Source organism: Photobacterium angustum (assembly GCF_002954615.1).
Classification (GTDB): Bacteria; Pseudomonadota; Gammaproteobacteria; order Enterobacterales; family Vibrionaceae; genus Photobacterium; species Photobacterium angustum_A.
On record NZ_MSCJ01000003.1, the window covers coordinates 855,436 to 872,411 of the forward strand.

A 16,976-nucleotide genomic window follows, 5' to 3' on the forward strand; every position below is an offset into this window, starting at 1 on the left:
TATCCTTGATAACTAAATCATTAATTTATCGATATACTGTTTTTGATTTTAATCGAATTGTGTTTTTTACACTAGCAGAAACATGACAAGGTTTGGGTGAGCTTTTCGTTAAAAGTCTGGAAAAGTACTGGATATAAAGGGAAACCCTAATGGATATGTAAATGTTCCCTAAAAATATTGGTGGAGCTGTGAGTATCCTATTTCAATTGGTAACTTCGATAATGACTTCATAGATTGAGGGGGAGCGTAAAATCGTTTTCAGATAATAAAGGTACAGTAAAGGACATTTACGTTAATAGCATAATTTAGCGCTACTTTTTCTGCTCATAACGCAGCGTTAGTGAAACGCTGCGTTTTATGATGTTTAAATAGAGGTTTAATCAGAACGACCACGGCCAATAATTGGGAATTGATCTATGACTTCACTTCCTCTTACGGCATACAAGGTGTTGAAATTGTTTAACGTTGTATCGCAATGGCTTGGAAGCAATATGAGTTGTTGGCCTATTTGTAGTGGTGCATGGTTATTAATGAGGTGAATAATACCATGTTCATCTCCTCCCGATTTGTAACTAAGCATGTCGTCACTTTCTACTTTAGGCATGCCAAGATCAATAGAAAGACATTTCATACCTGCATCAATGATCGCTCGCTGTGGAGTAGGGTGGCTAATAACAGTACTTAATACTTTTAGAGTGACATCAAATTGGTTATTTTGATACTGATCATTTTCATCACCAATATCTTGATAAGTGGTATCCATAAACAAGTAAGAGCCTGCTTGAATTTCACTAAACCCTAGCCCTTGATAGGCTTCATATGTGCCCGTTCCACCACCACTCACAATCTCCGGTGCCAGCCCTTTAGGTGTTAATACGTTATTAATGTAATTAAAGAGATCTTCAACGACTGTTCTTGCTTGAGTATTTCGCTCTTGATAACCTTTTATATGCTGCAAGTGACCACTGTATGCCTGCAACCCAACATAACTTACACCATCAGAACAATTAATTGTTTCTATTAATGAAATTAAATCATCACCGATCTCTACGCCACAACGTTGTTGACCACTTTCTACTTCAATCATTAATTCAATACAAATTCCCGCATCTGTTGCTGCTTCTGAGATATCGATAATGTGCTGCTTATGATCAATTACCTGAATAAAGCGATAGTCGGGATATTGCTGATAAAGTTTGACTAAACGTTGAATCTTATTTTTTCCGGCTATAGGGGTTGTTATTAGAATATCGTTAATCCCCCCGGCAGCCATAACTTCGGCTTCCCCAAGTTTCGCAGTACATATTCCTTGTGCTCCTGCATCAATCTGCATTTTCGCTATAGTGGGGCTTTTATGTGCTTTAGTGTGCGGTCTGAGATTTAACTGTAGAGCATCAATACGTTGTTGCATCTCGTGTATATTGTTTGTCATTTTGTCGAAGTCAACGATCAAAGCTGGTGTGGGGAGTTGAGCGATATTCATTGTTAACTTTTCTCTCTTTTTATTTTTAAGTGAAGCTGTCTTATTTTCGCCCTATCTGGCTAGAATTGAATTTTGTGTAGTATACAATCAACTTGGTCTTTTGAGCGTATTGAAAATAATACGGCGCAGAGCTAGATACTAGGTGGAAAGCACCACCAACGATACCAATATGTGACATTACTATATTGTTAAAAAGTGACATTATTATATTGCGTTTACACAAAGGTGTACGTAAAAATAACTTTTTCCTTAAATGAACGTCTTTTGTGGTTAACACCTATTAGTTAAAAATTGATAAGTGTCAACCTAAATAGCAGTCTTTTAAAAGTAAAAAAATTAATTGATTTAGTCTTAATTAGCAGGTTTGTTTATATATTTCACAGTAAGATTATCTGCCTTTAGTTTTATACTATGATCATGTTCTTGTATTACCGTTAGCTTGTCTGTGCTCACTAGAACTGTTTGTTTACTCATGTTTGATACAGGAAAGCTTGCTTCAACATTCCCTTTATAAACCATTCCATTCGGTTCGTCATGCTCTGAGTCACCGACAAAGTTAATTACTGTACCGCTATTAACTTGCATTACGACATCACCGCTATAACTTTGGTAATCTTTATGCTGTTGTTCATGTTGGGACGTTATAGTGAATGGATTGATTGTTCCTGCAAAAGCCATCACGCTTGCAAAAAATAAAGAGCAAATTAATACTATTTTGGTTTTCATTTTCTATCCTTATTGTTATTTATTTAAAAAATAAAACATTCGTATATTTGGTTCTGTCACAAAGATAATTAAAGGTGTGACATACTTAATCTACGGATACTTTTAGACTGCGAGTGCATTGAATAGTTCAAAGGCCGTCTGAACTTAAATACTTATCTGTTCTTGATAGCGATAATGTATTTATGAGTATATTTTTTATAAAAGTAAGAATCCTTATTAATATAGCTGCGAACGCTTGTGTTCACTGGTTTCGCAAACTTTTTAATGAACTGCTGAGTGTCTGTGGATCAGGATAAGAATAGGAGAGGGTAGGAAAGAAAATACAGCATGGAGGACATTTCAACCCAAAGTACTGACGTACTCTGGGAGGAAAGTTCATTCATTACCACAGAAGGAGTGTGGATTTTTTTAGATATATTAAGACATAGCAATATAACCTTTATCTTTAATGATTTTTTGCCCTTCTGGCGACATGATCCAAGCTAGGAACTCTTTAGCAGCAGGTTTTAGTTTACCCGGTTGGTTTAGCACCAAGAAAGGACGTGAAAGTGGGTAAGTCTTATTCAGTACATCTGCAACAGAAGCTTTATGGCCGTCTACCTCAACTGCTTTTAACGAGTTATCAATAGAACCTAATGACACAAAACCTATCGCATCTTTGTTATTCGCAACGACTGTTTTTTCAATACCATTACCACTCGCAACTTGTGCGCGTTGGCTGATAGTCGATACTTTAACGCCGTTAATTTTTGTGGTTAGTTCCATTAACTCTTCAAACGCACCTCGAGTACCAGAACCATTTTCACGTGTTGTCACAACTACTGGGTCACTATTACCACCAACTTGAGACCATTGGGTAACATCACCTTTAAATAATTGCTCGATTTGCGATTTTGTTAGGTTGTTAACCGGGTTTTTTGGGTTAACAACAACAGCAATACCGTCACGAGCTATTTCAGTTTCAACCAATCCTGCTTTTTTCTCTTCTGCTGATAGGTTACGTGAAGCCATACCTAGATCATTTACACCTTCGATTGAAGATTTGATGCCTGCAGTTGAACCAGTACCGTTGATGTCAATAAATACGTCAGGGTGGCTCTTATGGTAGGTTTCACCTAAAACTTCCATTACCTCTGTAACAGAAGTTGAACCTGATACGGCGATGTGTTCTGCAGCCATAGCCGATGTAGATACTGCCGCAGAACTTAAAATTAATGAAAGTGCAAGAAGTGACTTAGTCATGTGTATCCTTTAGGGGCTTAGTTATTTGCTGACTAAGTTAAAGTGACTATGTGACAAGTTTGTTTCAAAAAAGATTATTAGGAAGTAAGGTTAGATTCCAATAATGAAACGTAATACTTTCAAAAATGGTTAGCAGCCGCGACGTTTCCAGAATTGTCCTTCATCATGATTGAAAACATTGAAGGTTTTATCCGCAATTATGCTGTTATTCATTTCTAATGTCATACGCCATGGGCCAACTTTATTACTGACAGGAGCCCAAATTGTATCACCAAGGTAAAAATCCCAATCATTATTACGAACATAAACATAACCATCGAATGGTTCTAAGACTTCACCGTCGTCATTAGTGATGTTGGGATGGTAAATGCAGTAATGAACCTTTTCGCCTTTGGCTTTCTTGATATTAACGGTAAAACCAAATTCAATATCAATTTCAGCAGGAATGTCTAAGGTAAACTCTTTGATCTTCGGTAGCTTTTTTGAGTCTGCATCCCAAGTGGTGAAAATGCCGTATGAGTGTAGGTGTACAATAGGTTTATTTTTTGCCATTGAATGTGGATCTCGTTTGATGAACGGTACGGATGAGATAACCGAATAATAAATCAAAAAACATTAATTTTCTTTTCGAATTAAGATGTTAGCAAATATTTCTTCAGGGTATGATATGTTTTCTGATAATTTAGATGTTAATAACTCTTATTATGAATGGAAATAGTAAATAAATGGAACCAACAGTTTGGATATGGGGCTTACTGGCTTGTGCAGTAATTAGTGGATTTTATCGTAAAACTTTATTGACTGCTGTATTAGTTACTTTAGCTTTACTTGCTGCGGTATTTCAAGAACGGTTATCAATCATTGCTATCGGTGGTGTTGCTATTGGTTTTCTGGTGGCGTATTGCACCGCTAAGCAAGAAGGGAAGTGGCGTTATGCTGGATTAAGCTTCATGTTTATTTGGTCTTTAGCGCTTTTTGCTCACGCAATTCCCGGTTTTGATAATCTACAAGTATTAGATAAGGTGTACGCTAGCCTTGATAGCACACCGTTTACTATGTATTTAAATTTAGATAAACCGTTGGTTTTCTTTGGTTTGTTATTGGCTTATCCAGCATTGTTAGGGTGTAACAAAACTTGCAATTTTAAAGTGCTCGCTTTAGTTGTGATGGGATGTTTATCGCTATTACCTATTGCTGCGGGGTTAGGAGCGTTAAAGTTTTCTTTTTCGACACCACATTGGTTGTGGTTATTTGTACTAAACAACTTGTTGTTTACCTGTGTAGCAGAAGAAGCACTTTTTCGCGGTTTTATCCAACAAGGTTTATCGAAGCGTTTCGGTTGGGTAATCGGGCTTGTTGTTGCTAGCTTACTTTTTGGATTTGCACATATTGCTGGTGGCATGTTGCTAGTTGTGTTCGCAGGTCTTGCCGGTTTATGTTACGGCTTAGCTTTCTATCTGACAGGGCGTTTATGGGTAGCTGTATTAGTACACTTTATGTTTAATTTGACGCATTTGATTTTCTTTACTTATCCGATGTTAGCAAAATAAGTAATAAAGCGGTCACCATGATGACCGCTTTATATATTTACTACTTACGGGATATTAGCGTAAGTGATCCATTACCACTAACACCGCTGCAAGTGTGTCGCTACCAAATGCCACACTTCGCTCTGGTGACCAACCGTATAAGCTGTCTGGTTGGTTATTGTGATCTTTAAATGGCATTTCAATAGTGTAAGAAAGACATTTAAATTCTTCTGCTACCCAGTTAGAGCCTACAGTTAGGTTCGCTTCACCTGGCTTATCTTTATCGTAACCATGCTCAACTTGGAACTCTGGTGTAATTGTTAGCAGTGCCTGCTTGAACATATTTTCAAGATTTTCGAAGCGAGCATCATAAGATGGAATCCCTTCTGAACCTGCAACGAAGTTATAAGGAATCGCTTCATCACCATGAATATCAAGGAAGAGATCCACACCTGTTTCAAACATTTTTTCACGCACGTAGAAAACTTCTGGGCTGTTTTCTAGTGATGGTGTTTGCCATTCACGGTTAAGGTTTACACCAATCGCATTTAGGCGAAGGTGACCACGCGCACTACCATCTGGGTTCATATTAGGCACAATGTAGAAAACGGCTTTTTCAAGTAAAGCACGGCCAACGGTATCGGTTTCATCCAGTAAGCGTTGAACAAGACCTTCAGCAAACCACTCTGCCATTGTCTCACCTGGGTGCTGACGTGCAATCACCCATACTTTCTTTTTATTTTCGGCAGTTGATTCATCACCAATAACCAATAGACTCATATCTCGGTTATCAAGTGTGTGGCCTAATGTTTCTAAACGGCAGTTGTAGTGACTTTGTGCTAGGTGAAGAAGATCTTGGTGGCGGTCGTAGCTGTATGGTGCAAAGTAAGCAAAATACATTGATTCATTTTCAGGGATCACGCTGAAGGTTAATTTGTCACCGTCAAACTCTGCTGGAACGCGGAACCATTCTTCACGATCGTAAGAAGCTACAACATCATAGCCTTTCCAGCCTTCAGGGTAGGCTGAATTTGCCAGATCAAGGATTGTAAAGTTATGCGGTTGTTGAGCTTCTGTTTCTAAACGGAAGTGGAACCATTGATGAAGTTCAGAGTTATTATCGTTAGGAATACTTAACTGAATGTCGTCTTTGCTATCAGCTTTAACTACGTTAATACTTCCACTTTCAAAGTTACTGAAGATTTTCATTTTTAGTTTCTCATTATAGGCTGTTATCTCAACTTACCACAAAGATAGTCTGTCTATGATGTTTTTTCCGCTATAAAATACGGCATTTGATTTGTATGATTAATAAATAATCAGTCGTTCTACTAAGATTGAAGGACGACTGATTTTGAGCGCGATTATTTCATCTGTGAATAGTATTCAGAGATATCGGCTATGTCTTGATCTGATAAGTTTTTAAGCTGGGCTTTCATCATTGACGACATCCCCCCAGTACGGCTGTCATCTAAATATGCTTGCATTGAGTTATATAAATACTCTGCATTTTGGCCTTTTAGATTCGGGTAATCTGGGCGTGGTGCAATGCCATTGCTGCCGTGACAAAAACGGCAGCTTGGCGTTTTTATTTCACCTTTGGTGGCATCACCATCAGGCATTGCCATAAGTGAACTTGAAAAGAGAAGTGTGATAATACTTGCTGTAAAAAATGGATAGCGCATAGTGTATGTATAACCGCAAAATGAGGGATAACCTCTATCATAAGCTGTTGTTTATGCTATGCAATATATTGTTACTGTTTGATGTAACAATATGTTAGTGGCTGTATTCCAAACAAGTGTTATCACGTTATGAAGATTCAATGTTGTCACAAGGGGGACTTTCTAAGCTATTGACTAGTGCCTTAATAAATCGCGCGGCTTCTCCCCCCGTACATGCTCTATGATCAAAGGTAATAGAAAGAGGCAGTACTTTTATGGTTTTTACTCGTTCACCTTCCATAACCACTTTATCCATGATCCGTCCTGCACCAATAATGGCAACTTGTGGCGGTGTCACAACGGGAGTGGCATAAATGCCAGCAATAGCACCGTAGTTAGAAAGTGTGATGGTTGCTTTTTGTAGCTGGTGGCGATCTATTTTTCGGCTGCGAATACTGGCAGCGGTGCGATCAATCCAGCGTCGGATTCCTTCCTGATGATATTGTTCTGCATGATGTAACACAGGAACATATAGGCCATGGCTGCTATCCACAGCAATACCAATATTAACGGTTTTATGTAAACACCTTGTCATTGTTTCCGCATCAAACCATGCATTAAGCGCGGGTTCTATATGACAGGCGTTATTAATAGCTTTAACTAGATTGACCGTTATGTCGTCATTTTTTTGCCAATGATATAAATGTGCTTCTTCAGTAAGAGTAACTGACGCGACATCATGGTGCGCTCGCGTCATATTTTTTGCCATATTACGGCGCGATCCTTTTAATAATTCAGTCCCTGGTATTTGTTGTTGGTAAGCAAGATAGACATCATTATCAAGAATTAAGTGATTAGCTCCAGAGCCTGTGATTTCTTTAATATTGACACCTAATTTCTGTGCTAATAACCGCGCTGAAGGGGTCGCAATTAATGGATGATGTTGATTAGCAATGGAATGTAAATTAACGGTTTGATTTGCATCATCACAGATAGGATCAACATCAACATGTTTATCAAGCTGGGAGATGTTTCCAACAACAGTGGTCGAAGGGGATGTGTGATTTGCAGAGCTTGTACTGATTTTCTCTGGCTGTATGCTTGAAGTATTCGCGAGTAATTCATCGATTTCTAGCAAGCATTGACCAATATTAATAACATCGCCTTCGTTTCCATAACGATGCACAATTTTTCCACTATAAGGCGCAGGAACATCAACCGTTGCTTTTGCTGTCTCTACAGTGACGACCACTTGATCGGTTTTCACGGTATCGCCAATATTGATATGCCATTGCACAATTTCTGATTCAGCCAGACCTTCACCAAGATCGGGTAATGTGAATGCTTTCATTGCCAACCCTCCATGAGTTCACGAGCGGCATTTACAATGTCATCGTGTTGGATCATAAAATAATCTTCATTACGATAATAAGGCATGATGGTATCAAAGCCCGTTAGACGTTTAGGCGGCGCTTTCAGTAAGCACATCGCGCTTTCAGCTACTCTTGTAATGATCTCTGCACCAACACCGCAAGTTTTTGCTGCCTCATGCACCACTAATAAGCGGCCTGTTTTTTCGAGTGATGCCGTAATGGTTGCCATATCGATAGGTTTGATACTGGCTAAGTCAATAACTTCAAGTTCTATGCCATGATGAGATAAGGTCTCTGCTGCTTGGAGTGATTCGACCACACAAGCGCCCCAAGTAACTAGAGTAATATCTGTTCCTTTTCTCAACGTAAAACATTGCTCAAGCGGTAAAGCGAGACCGTTATTTTCGACATGTGATTTAACGGTTCGGTAAATCCGTTTGGGTTCAAAGAATAAGATCGGATCGTTACTACGAATCGCGGCGAGCAATAATCCATAAGCACGTTGTGGTGAAGAGGGGATCACAACTTTTAAGCCCGGAATATGGGCAAACATTGCTTCGATACTTTCAGAATGATGCTCCGGCGCATGTATACCACCACCAAAAGGGGCTCTAAAAACAGCAGGGCAGGTTAAGCGGCCGCGAGTACGATTTCTTAGTCTTGCTGCATGGCATACTAGATGCTCCATTGCTGGAAAAATAAAGCCTTGAAATTGAAATTCAGCAATAGGGCGGAGCCCCTGTGATGCCATACCAACAGTGACACCGGCGATTAACGATTCTGCGAGTGGTGTATCAATAACACGTTTACAACCAAAAGTTTGTTTTAAACCGAGTGTTGCGCGAAAAACGCCACCGTTTTCACCAATGTCTTCACCCAAAATAACGACATTAGGATCGTGTTGCATTTCATAGTGAAGGGCGAGGTTAACTGCTTCTATTAATGTAATATCAGCCATTATTCCCTCCTGAATTTTGCTTCTCCATTCGCATCGCTTTATTGATAAGCGCGTCGCGTTGATAGTGCAGATCGGGATCGGCTTTCTCGTAAAGATAATCGAATGCTGATTCTGGCGCTTGTACAGTGAGAGCAAGGTATTGTTCAACGGCTTGATTAATACGCTGATGGCAAATGTCTAACCATTGGGACTCTTCATCTTCTGACCATAAATTTTGATTGATTAAATAGGTCTTTAATCGAACAATAGGATCGAATTGCCATGCTTGTTTGACTTCTTCATCTTCACGATAACGAGAGGCGTCGTCAGCAGTGGTATGATCACAAAGTCGATAACTTACTGCTTCTATTAATGTCGCACCTTTACCTTTTCGTGCCTGATCTAAACTTTGTAGAAGGGCATCGTACATAGCAACAATATCATTGCCATCAACCATGATACCTTTGATTCCTGCGCCTTTGGCTTTATCGACTAAGTGTTCGGCATGACATTGCAAATGAAGTGGTACAGAGATCGCCCACTGATTATTGTTAATGACAAATACTAAGGGGATATTCCATACACCTGCGCAATTGAGTGATTCTAAGAAATCACCTTTTGAGGTTGCGCCGTCCCCACAAGTAGCAACAGTTACCCTATGTAACCCTTTGATTTTCATTGCTGCAGCAATCCCAACAGCATGAGTGCATTGTGTTGAAATTGGCACGCAAAATGGCATATCGTCATTATGTGGAATATCGGGGGATATTGAGGGGAAACTACTACCTAATTCATCGCCGCCCCAGTATTGCAAATTTTGCAACATACTTATACCACGCGCCCATAATGCGGGCATATCACGGTAATAAGGTGCGAGCACATCGGTTGATTGCATAGCAGAGCCAATCGCGATACCAATTGCTTCTGCGCCAAGGTGGGAGGGGTAAGTACCTAACTTTCCTGTTCTTTGTAAGGCAATCGCTTTTTTATCATAGTGACGAACTAAAACCATATCCCGGTAAAATTGCTGTAGTAACGTATCATTAGCCCATTCAGGAAGAGGGGCGATTAAATTACCACGGTGATCAATATAACGATGCATGGGTTGTGTCTGTATATTCATCCCAAGCTCCTTGTGTTTTCTCACCTCTTTATTATCTTTTGCTAAGAGATGATTCGTTATAACGGCTTGAACTGGATAATTTAAGTGTAACGAATAGACAGCAACTTGCTTGAGCTTTATCGTTGATATAACAGTAAACAAAACAATACAGCGAAATTGTTTGAAAAGAGAGTTTCAATCTAGCTATGACGGTCAATCATGCTAACTTGACATGGTTATTGTGAGATTTTATGTTGCTACGTGTCTGGCGATAATCTTACTCGGCTAAAACGCGCAAACCGTGGAATACCTCTATCGGTGTAGCCGTTATAACGAAACTGAATTGTGGTGCCAACTGGGGGAGGATTTTTGCGTTGTTGTTCGGTAAAGCCAGTTCCTATCTTAAAGGTTTTATCATTGGCTGTTTTTACCCAAACAGATCCCATTAATCCCTGATATTTGCCATTTCCCTTTTCGTAAGCAATGATAATCGCTTCTGCATCTTGGTGTTGTTTGAGTTTTAATAACTTATTTGTTCTTCCTGCGACATAGTAGTTATCAATATGCTGAAGCATTAAACCTTCACCATGGTTATTAACGATTATATCAAGCCATTGCGTAAGAATACTGATTTCGTTGATACGTTTATGTTCAACCAGATAAAGAACATTGTTTGGAACTGTACTGTGAGTCTCGATAAGTTTGACTAAGGTGTTATAGCGTTGTTCAAAAGGTAAATCTGATGCAGGTAAATCAAATACCATATACTTGACGCTACGCCATGCCTCTTCACTAGGGACGCGATCCATGACGATTTGAGTTAGATCTTGGAATTTCCCACGTTGTAGCCATAATTCTCCATCAAGCGCTATTGCGGGTAGGTTTTTTATAAACCAATGTGGAGCGTGGATTTGTTTTCCTGATTTTGTCGTAAGTTGAATACCATTCCAATAAGCTCTAATTCCATCAAGCTTCTCACTAACAAGGTATTCACTGACAGGGAATTCTACATTATCAGCAACACTGTTATTTTCATTAAGGTGCTGTAAATCTAATGTCTTAGCTTTCATTAATTCAGGCGTTGATTGCGCAGAAAAGGAAAGTGTGAGAATGATCAATGCTGCGATAGGTGAGAGAGGTTTATTTATATAATTAAGATGTTTTTTTGAGGAAATTTCAGCATCAGTAAATATGTTTATCATCGCCTAACCTCCAAATTATAATCAGTTATAATAAGGTATTAGACACTTATGATAATGGAAAATATCAATATGGTTTCATATTGTAATATTGTGCTGTCACTCTAAACTTTCTTCGAGATGATACAAGTGTTAACAATTTAATGTGTATTACGTATATTTAGTTGTTGTTAAATACTGAAGATGACGTCGTTTTGTTAGCCAACATATCAACTTTTTTTGTATAGCTATCCGTACAATTATAGAAAGCTTGTGCTTGTTTATGATCGGCTACAAAAGAGAGGGGGTGCTCAAGTCCTTCTATATAAATACGTGAACGGTTGCCGTGAGAGCGAAAAGTATCGATAAATAATCTTGGACTGACATTATCATTAGCGATAGTCGTGCTGTAGATGACATTATTGCTATCAATACGTTTAAAGAGGTTATGATCGACTAAGTACTTTATATCTGCTTTAGTTTTGTTAAAGATGGGCTCTTGAGTTAATTTACCTCTAGATGGTGCGGATAAATCATTGAAATGATATATTTTAATGTCAAAATTACTATGATAATTAGAGGATAACGCCAAAACAATCTTATCTTGATACCGTTCTTCTTTTATACGTAACGTACAAGCAGAGTTGTTTTGGATATAAACTGAATTTTCAAGCAGAGGCGTTGAAAAGGCAGAGACTGTGAGAAAAAGTAGTGGTGTAATCATAGTGCGCACCATATAGACATACATCAGTGTAAATCGAGTAAAACATTTTGCTTCCTACTTTAAACACTAGTGCTTATGGCAATCAAAATGTAGCTAACATCAAGATCTATTATTTGTGATACACATTATTATTTTTGAGACAGCAATCTAGATTTAAAAATAAGGCCTTTAATTAAACCTCACGAAGTGAAGTTGTTCAAAACATTGCTATAAATATGACAATTGATTACATGTTAAGTGTTAAATTACGCATTTAGATAATAACAAAAATTAAAAATGTGCTGTTGCTTGTACGTTTAGGAGAAAAATATGTCGAGTAGTACTACAGGAAAAACTACAAAACTTAACTGGAAATTGTCGTTACTTCTTGGGTTATTAACTGGCTGTGCATTAGGCGCAGGTATACAGCATTACAATAATGTGCCTGTGACGAAGGCATATAGTACGTTAAAAAGTGACTACCAGTCAGTAGTTGAGCAATTAGATAAAGAAAAATTATCTGTTAAACAGTTAACAGATGAGAAAGTGTTACTTGTTGAGAGTTCTAATCAAAAGCTAGAAGCACTGAATTTGCAGTTGGATCAACAAAAGATTCAGCTTGAGCAATTAACACAGCAATTGGTTGATATTAAAAAGCAGCAAGAGACAACTCAAAAACTAGTTGTTACAAAAAAGAAACTCAATAAAGAAGTGGTAGCGCTAAAGACTAAAACTAAGCAACAAAAAGAAGTGATCGATAATTCAAATGTGTTGTTTGAACAAAAATCAAAGACACAGCATGATTTAGCTGTAGTTCAAAAACAAATAGCGACACTTAGCCCTGAGATCAAAAAAGCAAAAAAAGCGTGTGCTGAGTTTAAATCGGGTAATAGTTGGAATTGGGTATCACAAAAAGACTGTGATAATTATGAGGCACTTCAGCAGAAGCTTAATACGTTAAAAACACAAGAAAGTCAGTTAAAACAGTCTTTAGCTGCGCTTAATAAGAAAATTAATGCGTAAATGAGTTAACCTTTATCAAGGTTCTTTCTTAGTGCTAGGAATAGCCTCAAAAAAGCCGCAATGTTGATCTTTTACAGTGAAGTAACACTATAAAATGAGGCATTGCGGCTTTTTATAATTTAGCTATTAACCTATTAACCTATTAACCTATAGGTTGAGCTAGTGAAGCAGGAAAACCGCGTTGAACGGCAATTTGTTCTGCATTCGTAATGATATCTTGTTTATCTAACTGCAAGGTTGTGGAAAAAAGCTGTTCTCTTGTGCTTACATCATCATTATGCGAATTGATGATTCCTTTTTTAGTGAGTTCACTCACAATAGCATCTGCTGCCGATAGTGCTGATGATGCTTTTACAATTTCAGAACGAGCATAGTTGTCACCAGAGAACGATATATCTGCAGCACGAAGCGTTGCATCAGCCCCTGGGATTTGCTGAGCGCCAAATAATGGTTTTCCGCCTACAACAGCACTTTTAAATGTATCAACATATTGTGCGACATGTTTGATCGCTTTTTCTGTACGCTCAATTACTTCTTCTTCAGACCACTGACGTTTTAATTTTTCTTTAAAAGCGTCATTAAGTTTTGGTTGAGCAGAGGAATGATCAGAAGTTACTAACCCATTTTCAAATAGAGTAATATCTTTTGTCATTCCATGTAATTGGAAGTAACCGTTAGGGTAAGGCGTCAGTTGAGCCATGCCTTTTGGCGTACCGCGCTCACCATGAATAATCACTTCTGGCCAGTGCCCCTCACATTTCTCCCAGCGTGTTACATAAGCGGCTTTAAATTCAACCATACGCTGTCGTGGAATATGTGCTAGATCATCGATTGTGCCAGAGCGATAGCCACAAGCATTGATTAAGTAATCAACAGTACACTGCTGCTTATCATTATCCTGAGTTTCATAAGTGATTAACCATCGCTGAGTTACTTGGTCATATTTAACCTCACACACCTTACTCGAAAGTAATACATGACAGTTATCCATCTGCTTCAGTGCTAGGGATGCGGTTGCTGCAATTCGAAAAACACTTAAACCATACTCTTGTACCATAACGATCGGGTATTTGAATTGATCTAATTGAAGAGATTTGGCAACAGGGATCATCCAATCATCAGGTGTGATCGGGTGTGCTGGATTATCTAATTGCCTTAACTTTTCTATATCTTGCTGCGAATAGAGAGTGAAGTAATCACTAGGTTCACCTAGGACTTTATTTTTACTATCTCGTTTTACCAATTGTTCATAAGTGGTTTTTAGTAAATCTAGGCGAGGTATTAAATCTAATGCCGAGCCCTTATCGTCAATTGGCACAGCGATAACAGTAGGGCGAATGTTTGCAGTATGTTTGAACACTCTAAGCGTATCAATCGATTGCTCTAATAGGTTGAGACACTGTTGATTGGAAATCTCACGATATAAATTGCCGCCCGCATGAAGATGGCAGATAGGCGGACCGTTAACGAGACTTATCCCTTCTTCGAATAGATTTATTGAAATTCCAAGTTCAGCAAGACGAAGTGCAATTGTAGCACCTGCGACTCCTCCACCAATAATACCAACAGTTGAATGGCGAATGCCTTCTGATGAGCGGTGTTCTGAAATATTCATAATGATTAGGCTTAAATGTGAAATTCAATAGTAGTTATAACGTTAATATTTGTATGGCTTTAATTAAGCATGTTAAGCCAAATGTATTTTACAAGGTTACAGTTACGAGAGAAATATAAAGTTAGATCAAAAGTTAGAATAGGAGTACTTGTATTTTTTGGCTCACAAAATAGGCGTTTTGTTTGATTAAGCATAAATATGAATAAAAAGTAGATATATAAGCTTGGTCAATATCTGAAAAATAAAATTACACAATTATGAATGTGAATATTCTTGTTATAAAAATGTGACATTGATTTACTTTTATACAAGCGGTTTGTTTATGTGTAATATTTATGAATCTTTTAAATACAAACATTTAAAAATTTAAAATGTTACAAAAAATATTTTAGTATAGCTTTTTATTTTTTTGTTTGGTAAATTAAACCCTGTTTTTTTGAGGTGATTCGCAAAAACAAAAACTAGGTTTGTATTTGTGAGTTTAAGCATCTAAAAAAGCACCTGTAGTGGCAACATTCATAAAATAAAGGATAAAAAACATGTCTAAAGCACGTTTTGCGATTTTACCTCTTGCACTTCTAATCTCTGGTGCAGTAAACGCAGCAACTGTTAACCCATTCTACGCTGGCGTTCGTGCTGGTGGCGTTCATTACGCTGACTTTGATACTAAAGATTACACAAACGGTACTTACGGTAACGGTTCTGACGGTATTGATCGCGATGATTTCGCTGCAGGTATTTTCATGGGTTACAACGTAACTCCATGGTTTGCAATTGAAGGTGGTTACACTTGGTTAGGTGAAGTTACTGCTAAGTACGACGAGCACCACGATCTTGGTAAAATTGAGCAACAAGCTATTGATCTAGTAGGTAAGTTCACTTACCAAGCTACTGATAAAGTAGATCTATACACTAAAGTTGGTGGTGCATGGCAGTTCACTCGTGCTAAAGGTTTTGGCGAGACTGATCGTGATGACAGCCTAATTGCAACTGCAGGTCTTGGTGCTGAGTACCACTTCACTGATAACCTATCTGCACGTGCTGAATACCAGTACTACCACAACATGGAATCTAAGCCGACTGGTACAGATACTAAGATCAACTGGGATGCTAACTACTACGGTGTTAGCTTAGTTTACGGTTGGGGCGCTCCAGCACCAGTTGTTGCACCTGTAGTTGAAGAAGTTGTTGAAGCTGCAACTGTTCAAGTTGAGCCAATCTCTGTAACAATGCCTTTCGCATTTGACAGCGACAGCCTAACAGCTGAAGACCAAGCACGTCTTGAGCCTATCGCTCAGCGTCTAGTTAACTTCCCTAACGCAGAACTAGTTGTTATCGGTCACACTGATAGCCGTGGTTCAGAAGCTTACAACCAGAAGCTATCTGAAGAGCGTGCTAAGACTGTAGCAGTATACCTAATGAAGCACTTCAACATCGATGCAAGCCGCGTTAAAGGCGAAGGCCGTGGTGAGCTAGATCCAGTAGCTTCAAACGACACTGCTGAAGGTCGTGCTCAGAACCGTCGTGTAGATGTAACTACTCCTGGTTTTGAAATCCAAGCTGAAGCTGCAGAAGCTGTAGCTCAGTAATTAACTCTTTTGAGTTATAAAAAAGCGCCGAAAGGCGCTTTTTTTATGTCTGTAATAAAATTTAGAATCAATGTTAAACTACTACTTTAATCGTAGTTTATTGATATGAGAGTCAAATGGCTATTTGGAAAAGAGAGTTTAGCTTAGCTAGTCTTAATAAAACCTCAGAAAATACATTAATTAAACATTTAGGTATTACCTATTCAGCTTTTGACGAAGAATCACTCTCGGCAACTATGCCCGTTGATCATAGAACACACCAACCACTAGGTATGTTACATGGTGGAGCCTCAGTTGTTTTAGCTGAAACATTAGGATCATTAGCCGCTAATTTGTGTGTTGATCATGATAAGTATTGCGTAGGCTTAGATATTAACGCAAATCATATTCGCGCAATAAGAGAGGGGATAGTAACGGGTCGTGCTAGTGCTCTTCATTTAGGCGCAACAACACAAGTTTGGCAAATTAAAATAAAAGATGAAAGACAGCGACTAATTTGTACTAGCCGATTAACAATGGCCGTCATTAATAATAAGAAGAAATAAATATCCGATGATAATACATTTTGAACAAGGTCGAATTATCGCGACTCAACGAGAAGTTGTTGTAAGAATTGATGGTGATTGCAGAATCAATCTCCAAGCACAAGTTGATGAGCTAACACTTATTTCTGGCGCTAATGTTGTTAGTGCTGTTGGTAGCGGTATTAATTGGTCTATAAAGTTAGATTCGGATGAACAATTGCAACAACTTGCTAATGAAATAGGTATTGCGATTACTATTTATTAACCTTATTTGCTTTGTATTGAATA

The 16,976-nt window shown here is 38.3% G+C and carries 17 protein-coding genes; 5 read left to right on the top strand and 12 right to left on the bottom strand.

The features are described from left to right. Window positions 1–376: 376 nt before the first annotated feature. The 4 genes from BTO08_RS18555 to BTO08_RS18570 form a co-directional block, all read right to left on the bottom strand. The gene (locus BTO08_RS18555) at window positions 377–1,483 is read right to left on the bottom strand and encodes a DSD1 family PLP-dependent enzyme (RefSeq protein ID WP_105062075.1); all 1,107 of its coding nucleotides are present in this window, start codon (window positions 1,481–1,483) and stop codon (window positions 377–379) included. A 351-nt stretch (window positions 1,484–1,834) separates the two neighbouring features. Beyond that, entirely contained in the window at window positions 1,835–2,209 is a 375-nt protein-coding gene (locus tag BTO08_RS18560) for a hypothetical protein (protein WP_105062076.1), read from the bottom strand. Between the two features lie 417 nt (window positions 2,210–2,626). Further along, on the bottom strand, window positions 2,627–3,451 hold the full coding sequence (locus tag BTO08_RS18565) for a phosphate ABC transporter substrate-binding protein (RefSeq protein ID WP_105062077.1): 825 nt from the start codon (window positions 3,449–3,451) through the stop codon (window positions 2,627–2,629). 129 nt (window positions 3,452–3,580) lie between these two features. After that, window positions 3,581–4,003: a DUF3859 domain-containing protein gene (locus tag BTO08_RS18570; protein ID WP_105062078.1), complete on the bottom strand. Its 423-nt coding sequence runs from the start codon at window positions 4,001–4,003 to the stop codon at window positions 3,581–3,583. Between the two features lie 173 nt (window positions 4,004–4,176). Between BTO08_RS18570 and BTO08_RS18575 the strand changes: the two genes are divergently transcribed. Continuing rightward, window positions 4,177–5,001, top strand: coding sequence for a CPBP family intramembrane glutamic endopeptidase (locus BTO08_RS18575; RefSeq protein WP_105062079.1), 825 nt, complete (start codon window positions 4,177–4,179; stop codon window positions 4,999–5,001). 54 nt (window positions 5,002–5,055) lie between these two features. Here BTO08_RS18575 and BTO08_RS18580 read toward each other — a convergent pair whose 3' ends face one another. From BTO08_RS18580 to BTO08_RS18610, 7 genes are all read right to left on the bottom strand, one after another. Then, complete coding sequence (locus tag BTO08_RS18580) at window positions 5,056–6,189, bottom strand: M14 family metallopeptidase (protein ID WP_105062080.1); 1,134 nt, start codon at window positions 6,187–6,189, stop codon at window positions 5,056–5,058. A gap of 155 nt (window positions 6,190–6,344) precedes the next feature. Further along, window positions 6,345–6,665 (bottom strand): c-type cytochrome, encoded by a 321-nt coding sequence (locus BTO08_RS18585; protein WP_105062081.1) that lies wholly within the window; start codon window positions 6,663–6,665, stop codon window positions 6,345–6,347. Between the two features lie 127 nt (window positions 6,666–6,792). Further along, window positions 6,793–7,995: a dihydrolipoamide acetyltransferase family protein gene (locus tag BTO08_RS18590; protein ID WP_105062082.1), complete on the bottom strand. Its 1,203-nt coding sequence runs from the start codon at window positions 7,993–7,995 to the stop codon at window positions 6,793–6,795. Next, window positions 7,992–8,975 (bottom strand): alpha-ketoacid dehydrogenase subunit beta, encoded by a 984-nt coding sequence (locus BTO08_RS18595; RefSeq protein ID WP_105062083.1) that lies wholly within the window; start codon window positions 8,973–8,975, stop codon window positions 7,992–7,994. Before BTO08_RS18595 ends, BTO08_RS18590 begins: the two co-directional genes overlap by 4 nt. Then, window positions 8,968–10,077, bottom strand: a complete 1,110-nt coding sequence (gene pdhA / locus BTO08_RS18600) for a pyruvate dehydrogenase (acetyl-transferring) E1 component subunit alpha (RefSeq protein WP_105062084.1) — start codon at window positions 10,075–10,077, stop codon at window positions 8,968–8,970. Before pdhA ends, BTO08_RS18595 begins: the two co-directional genes overlap by 8 nt. 236 nt (window positions 10,078–10,313) lie before the next feature. Further along, window positions 10,314–11,258, bottom strand: coding sequence for a DNA ligase (locus tag BTO08_RS18605; protein WP_105062085.1), 945 nt, complete (start codon window positions 11,256–11,258; stop codon window positions 10,314–10,316). A gap of 157 nt (window positions 11,259–11,415) precedes the next feature. Beyond that, window positions 11,416–11,958, bottom strand: coding sequence for a hypothetical protein (locus BTO08_RS18610; RefSeq protein WP_105062086.1), 543 nt, complete (start codon window positions 11,956–11,958; stop codon window positions 11,416–11,418). Window positions 11,959–12,267: 309 nt separating this feature from the next. On the opposite strand from BTO08_RS18610, the gene BTO08_RS18615 reads away from it, so the two are divergent. Beyond that, complete coding sequence (locus BTO08_RS18615; protein ID WP_105062087.1) at window positions 12,268–12,960, top strand: hypothetical protein; 693 nt, start codon at window positions 12,268–12,270, stop codon at window positions 12,958–12,960. A 142-nt stretch (window positions 12,961–13,102) separates the two neighbouring features. Here the strand turns inward: BTO08_RS18615 and BTO08_RS18620 are convergent, their stop codons facing one another. Next, window positions 13,103–14,575 carry an FAD-dependent oxidoreductase gene (locus BTO08_RS18620; protein ID WP_105062088.1) on the bottom strand — a complete coding sequence of 491 codons (1,473 nt, stop codon included), beginning with the start codon at window positions 14,573–14,575 and terminating at the stop codon, window positions 13,103–13,105. A 539-nt stretch (window positions 14,576–15,114) separates the two neighbouring features. Between BTO08_RS18620 and BTO08_RS18625 the strand changes: the two genes are divergently transcribed. The 3 genes from BTO08_RS18625 to BTO08_RS18635 all read left to right on the top strand — a co-directional run bounded on the left by BTO08_RS18625 (window position 15,115) and on the right by BTO08_RS18635 (window position 16,953). Then, window positions 15,115–16,164 carry an OmpA family protein gene (locus tag BTO08_RS18625; protein ID WP_105062089.1) on the top strand — a complete coding sequence of 350 codons (1,050 nt, stop codon included), beginning with the start codon at window positions 15,115–15,117 and terminating at the stop codon, window positions 16,162–16,164. Between the two features lie 116 nt (window positions 16,165–16,280). Continuing rightward, entirely contained in the window at window positions 16,281–16,709 is a 429-nt protein-coding gene (locus BTO08_RS18630) for a hotdog fold thioesterase (RefSeq protein ID WP_105062090.1), read from the top strand. Between the two features lie 7 nt (window positions 16,710–16,716). Beyond that, a complete protein-coding gene (locus BTO08_RS18635) occupies window positions 16,717–16,953 on the top strand; it encodes a DUF3389 domain-containing protein (RefSeq protein ID WP_105062091.1) in 237 nt (78 codons plus the stop codon). Window positions 16,954–16,976 lie beyond the last annotated feature (23 nt).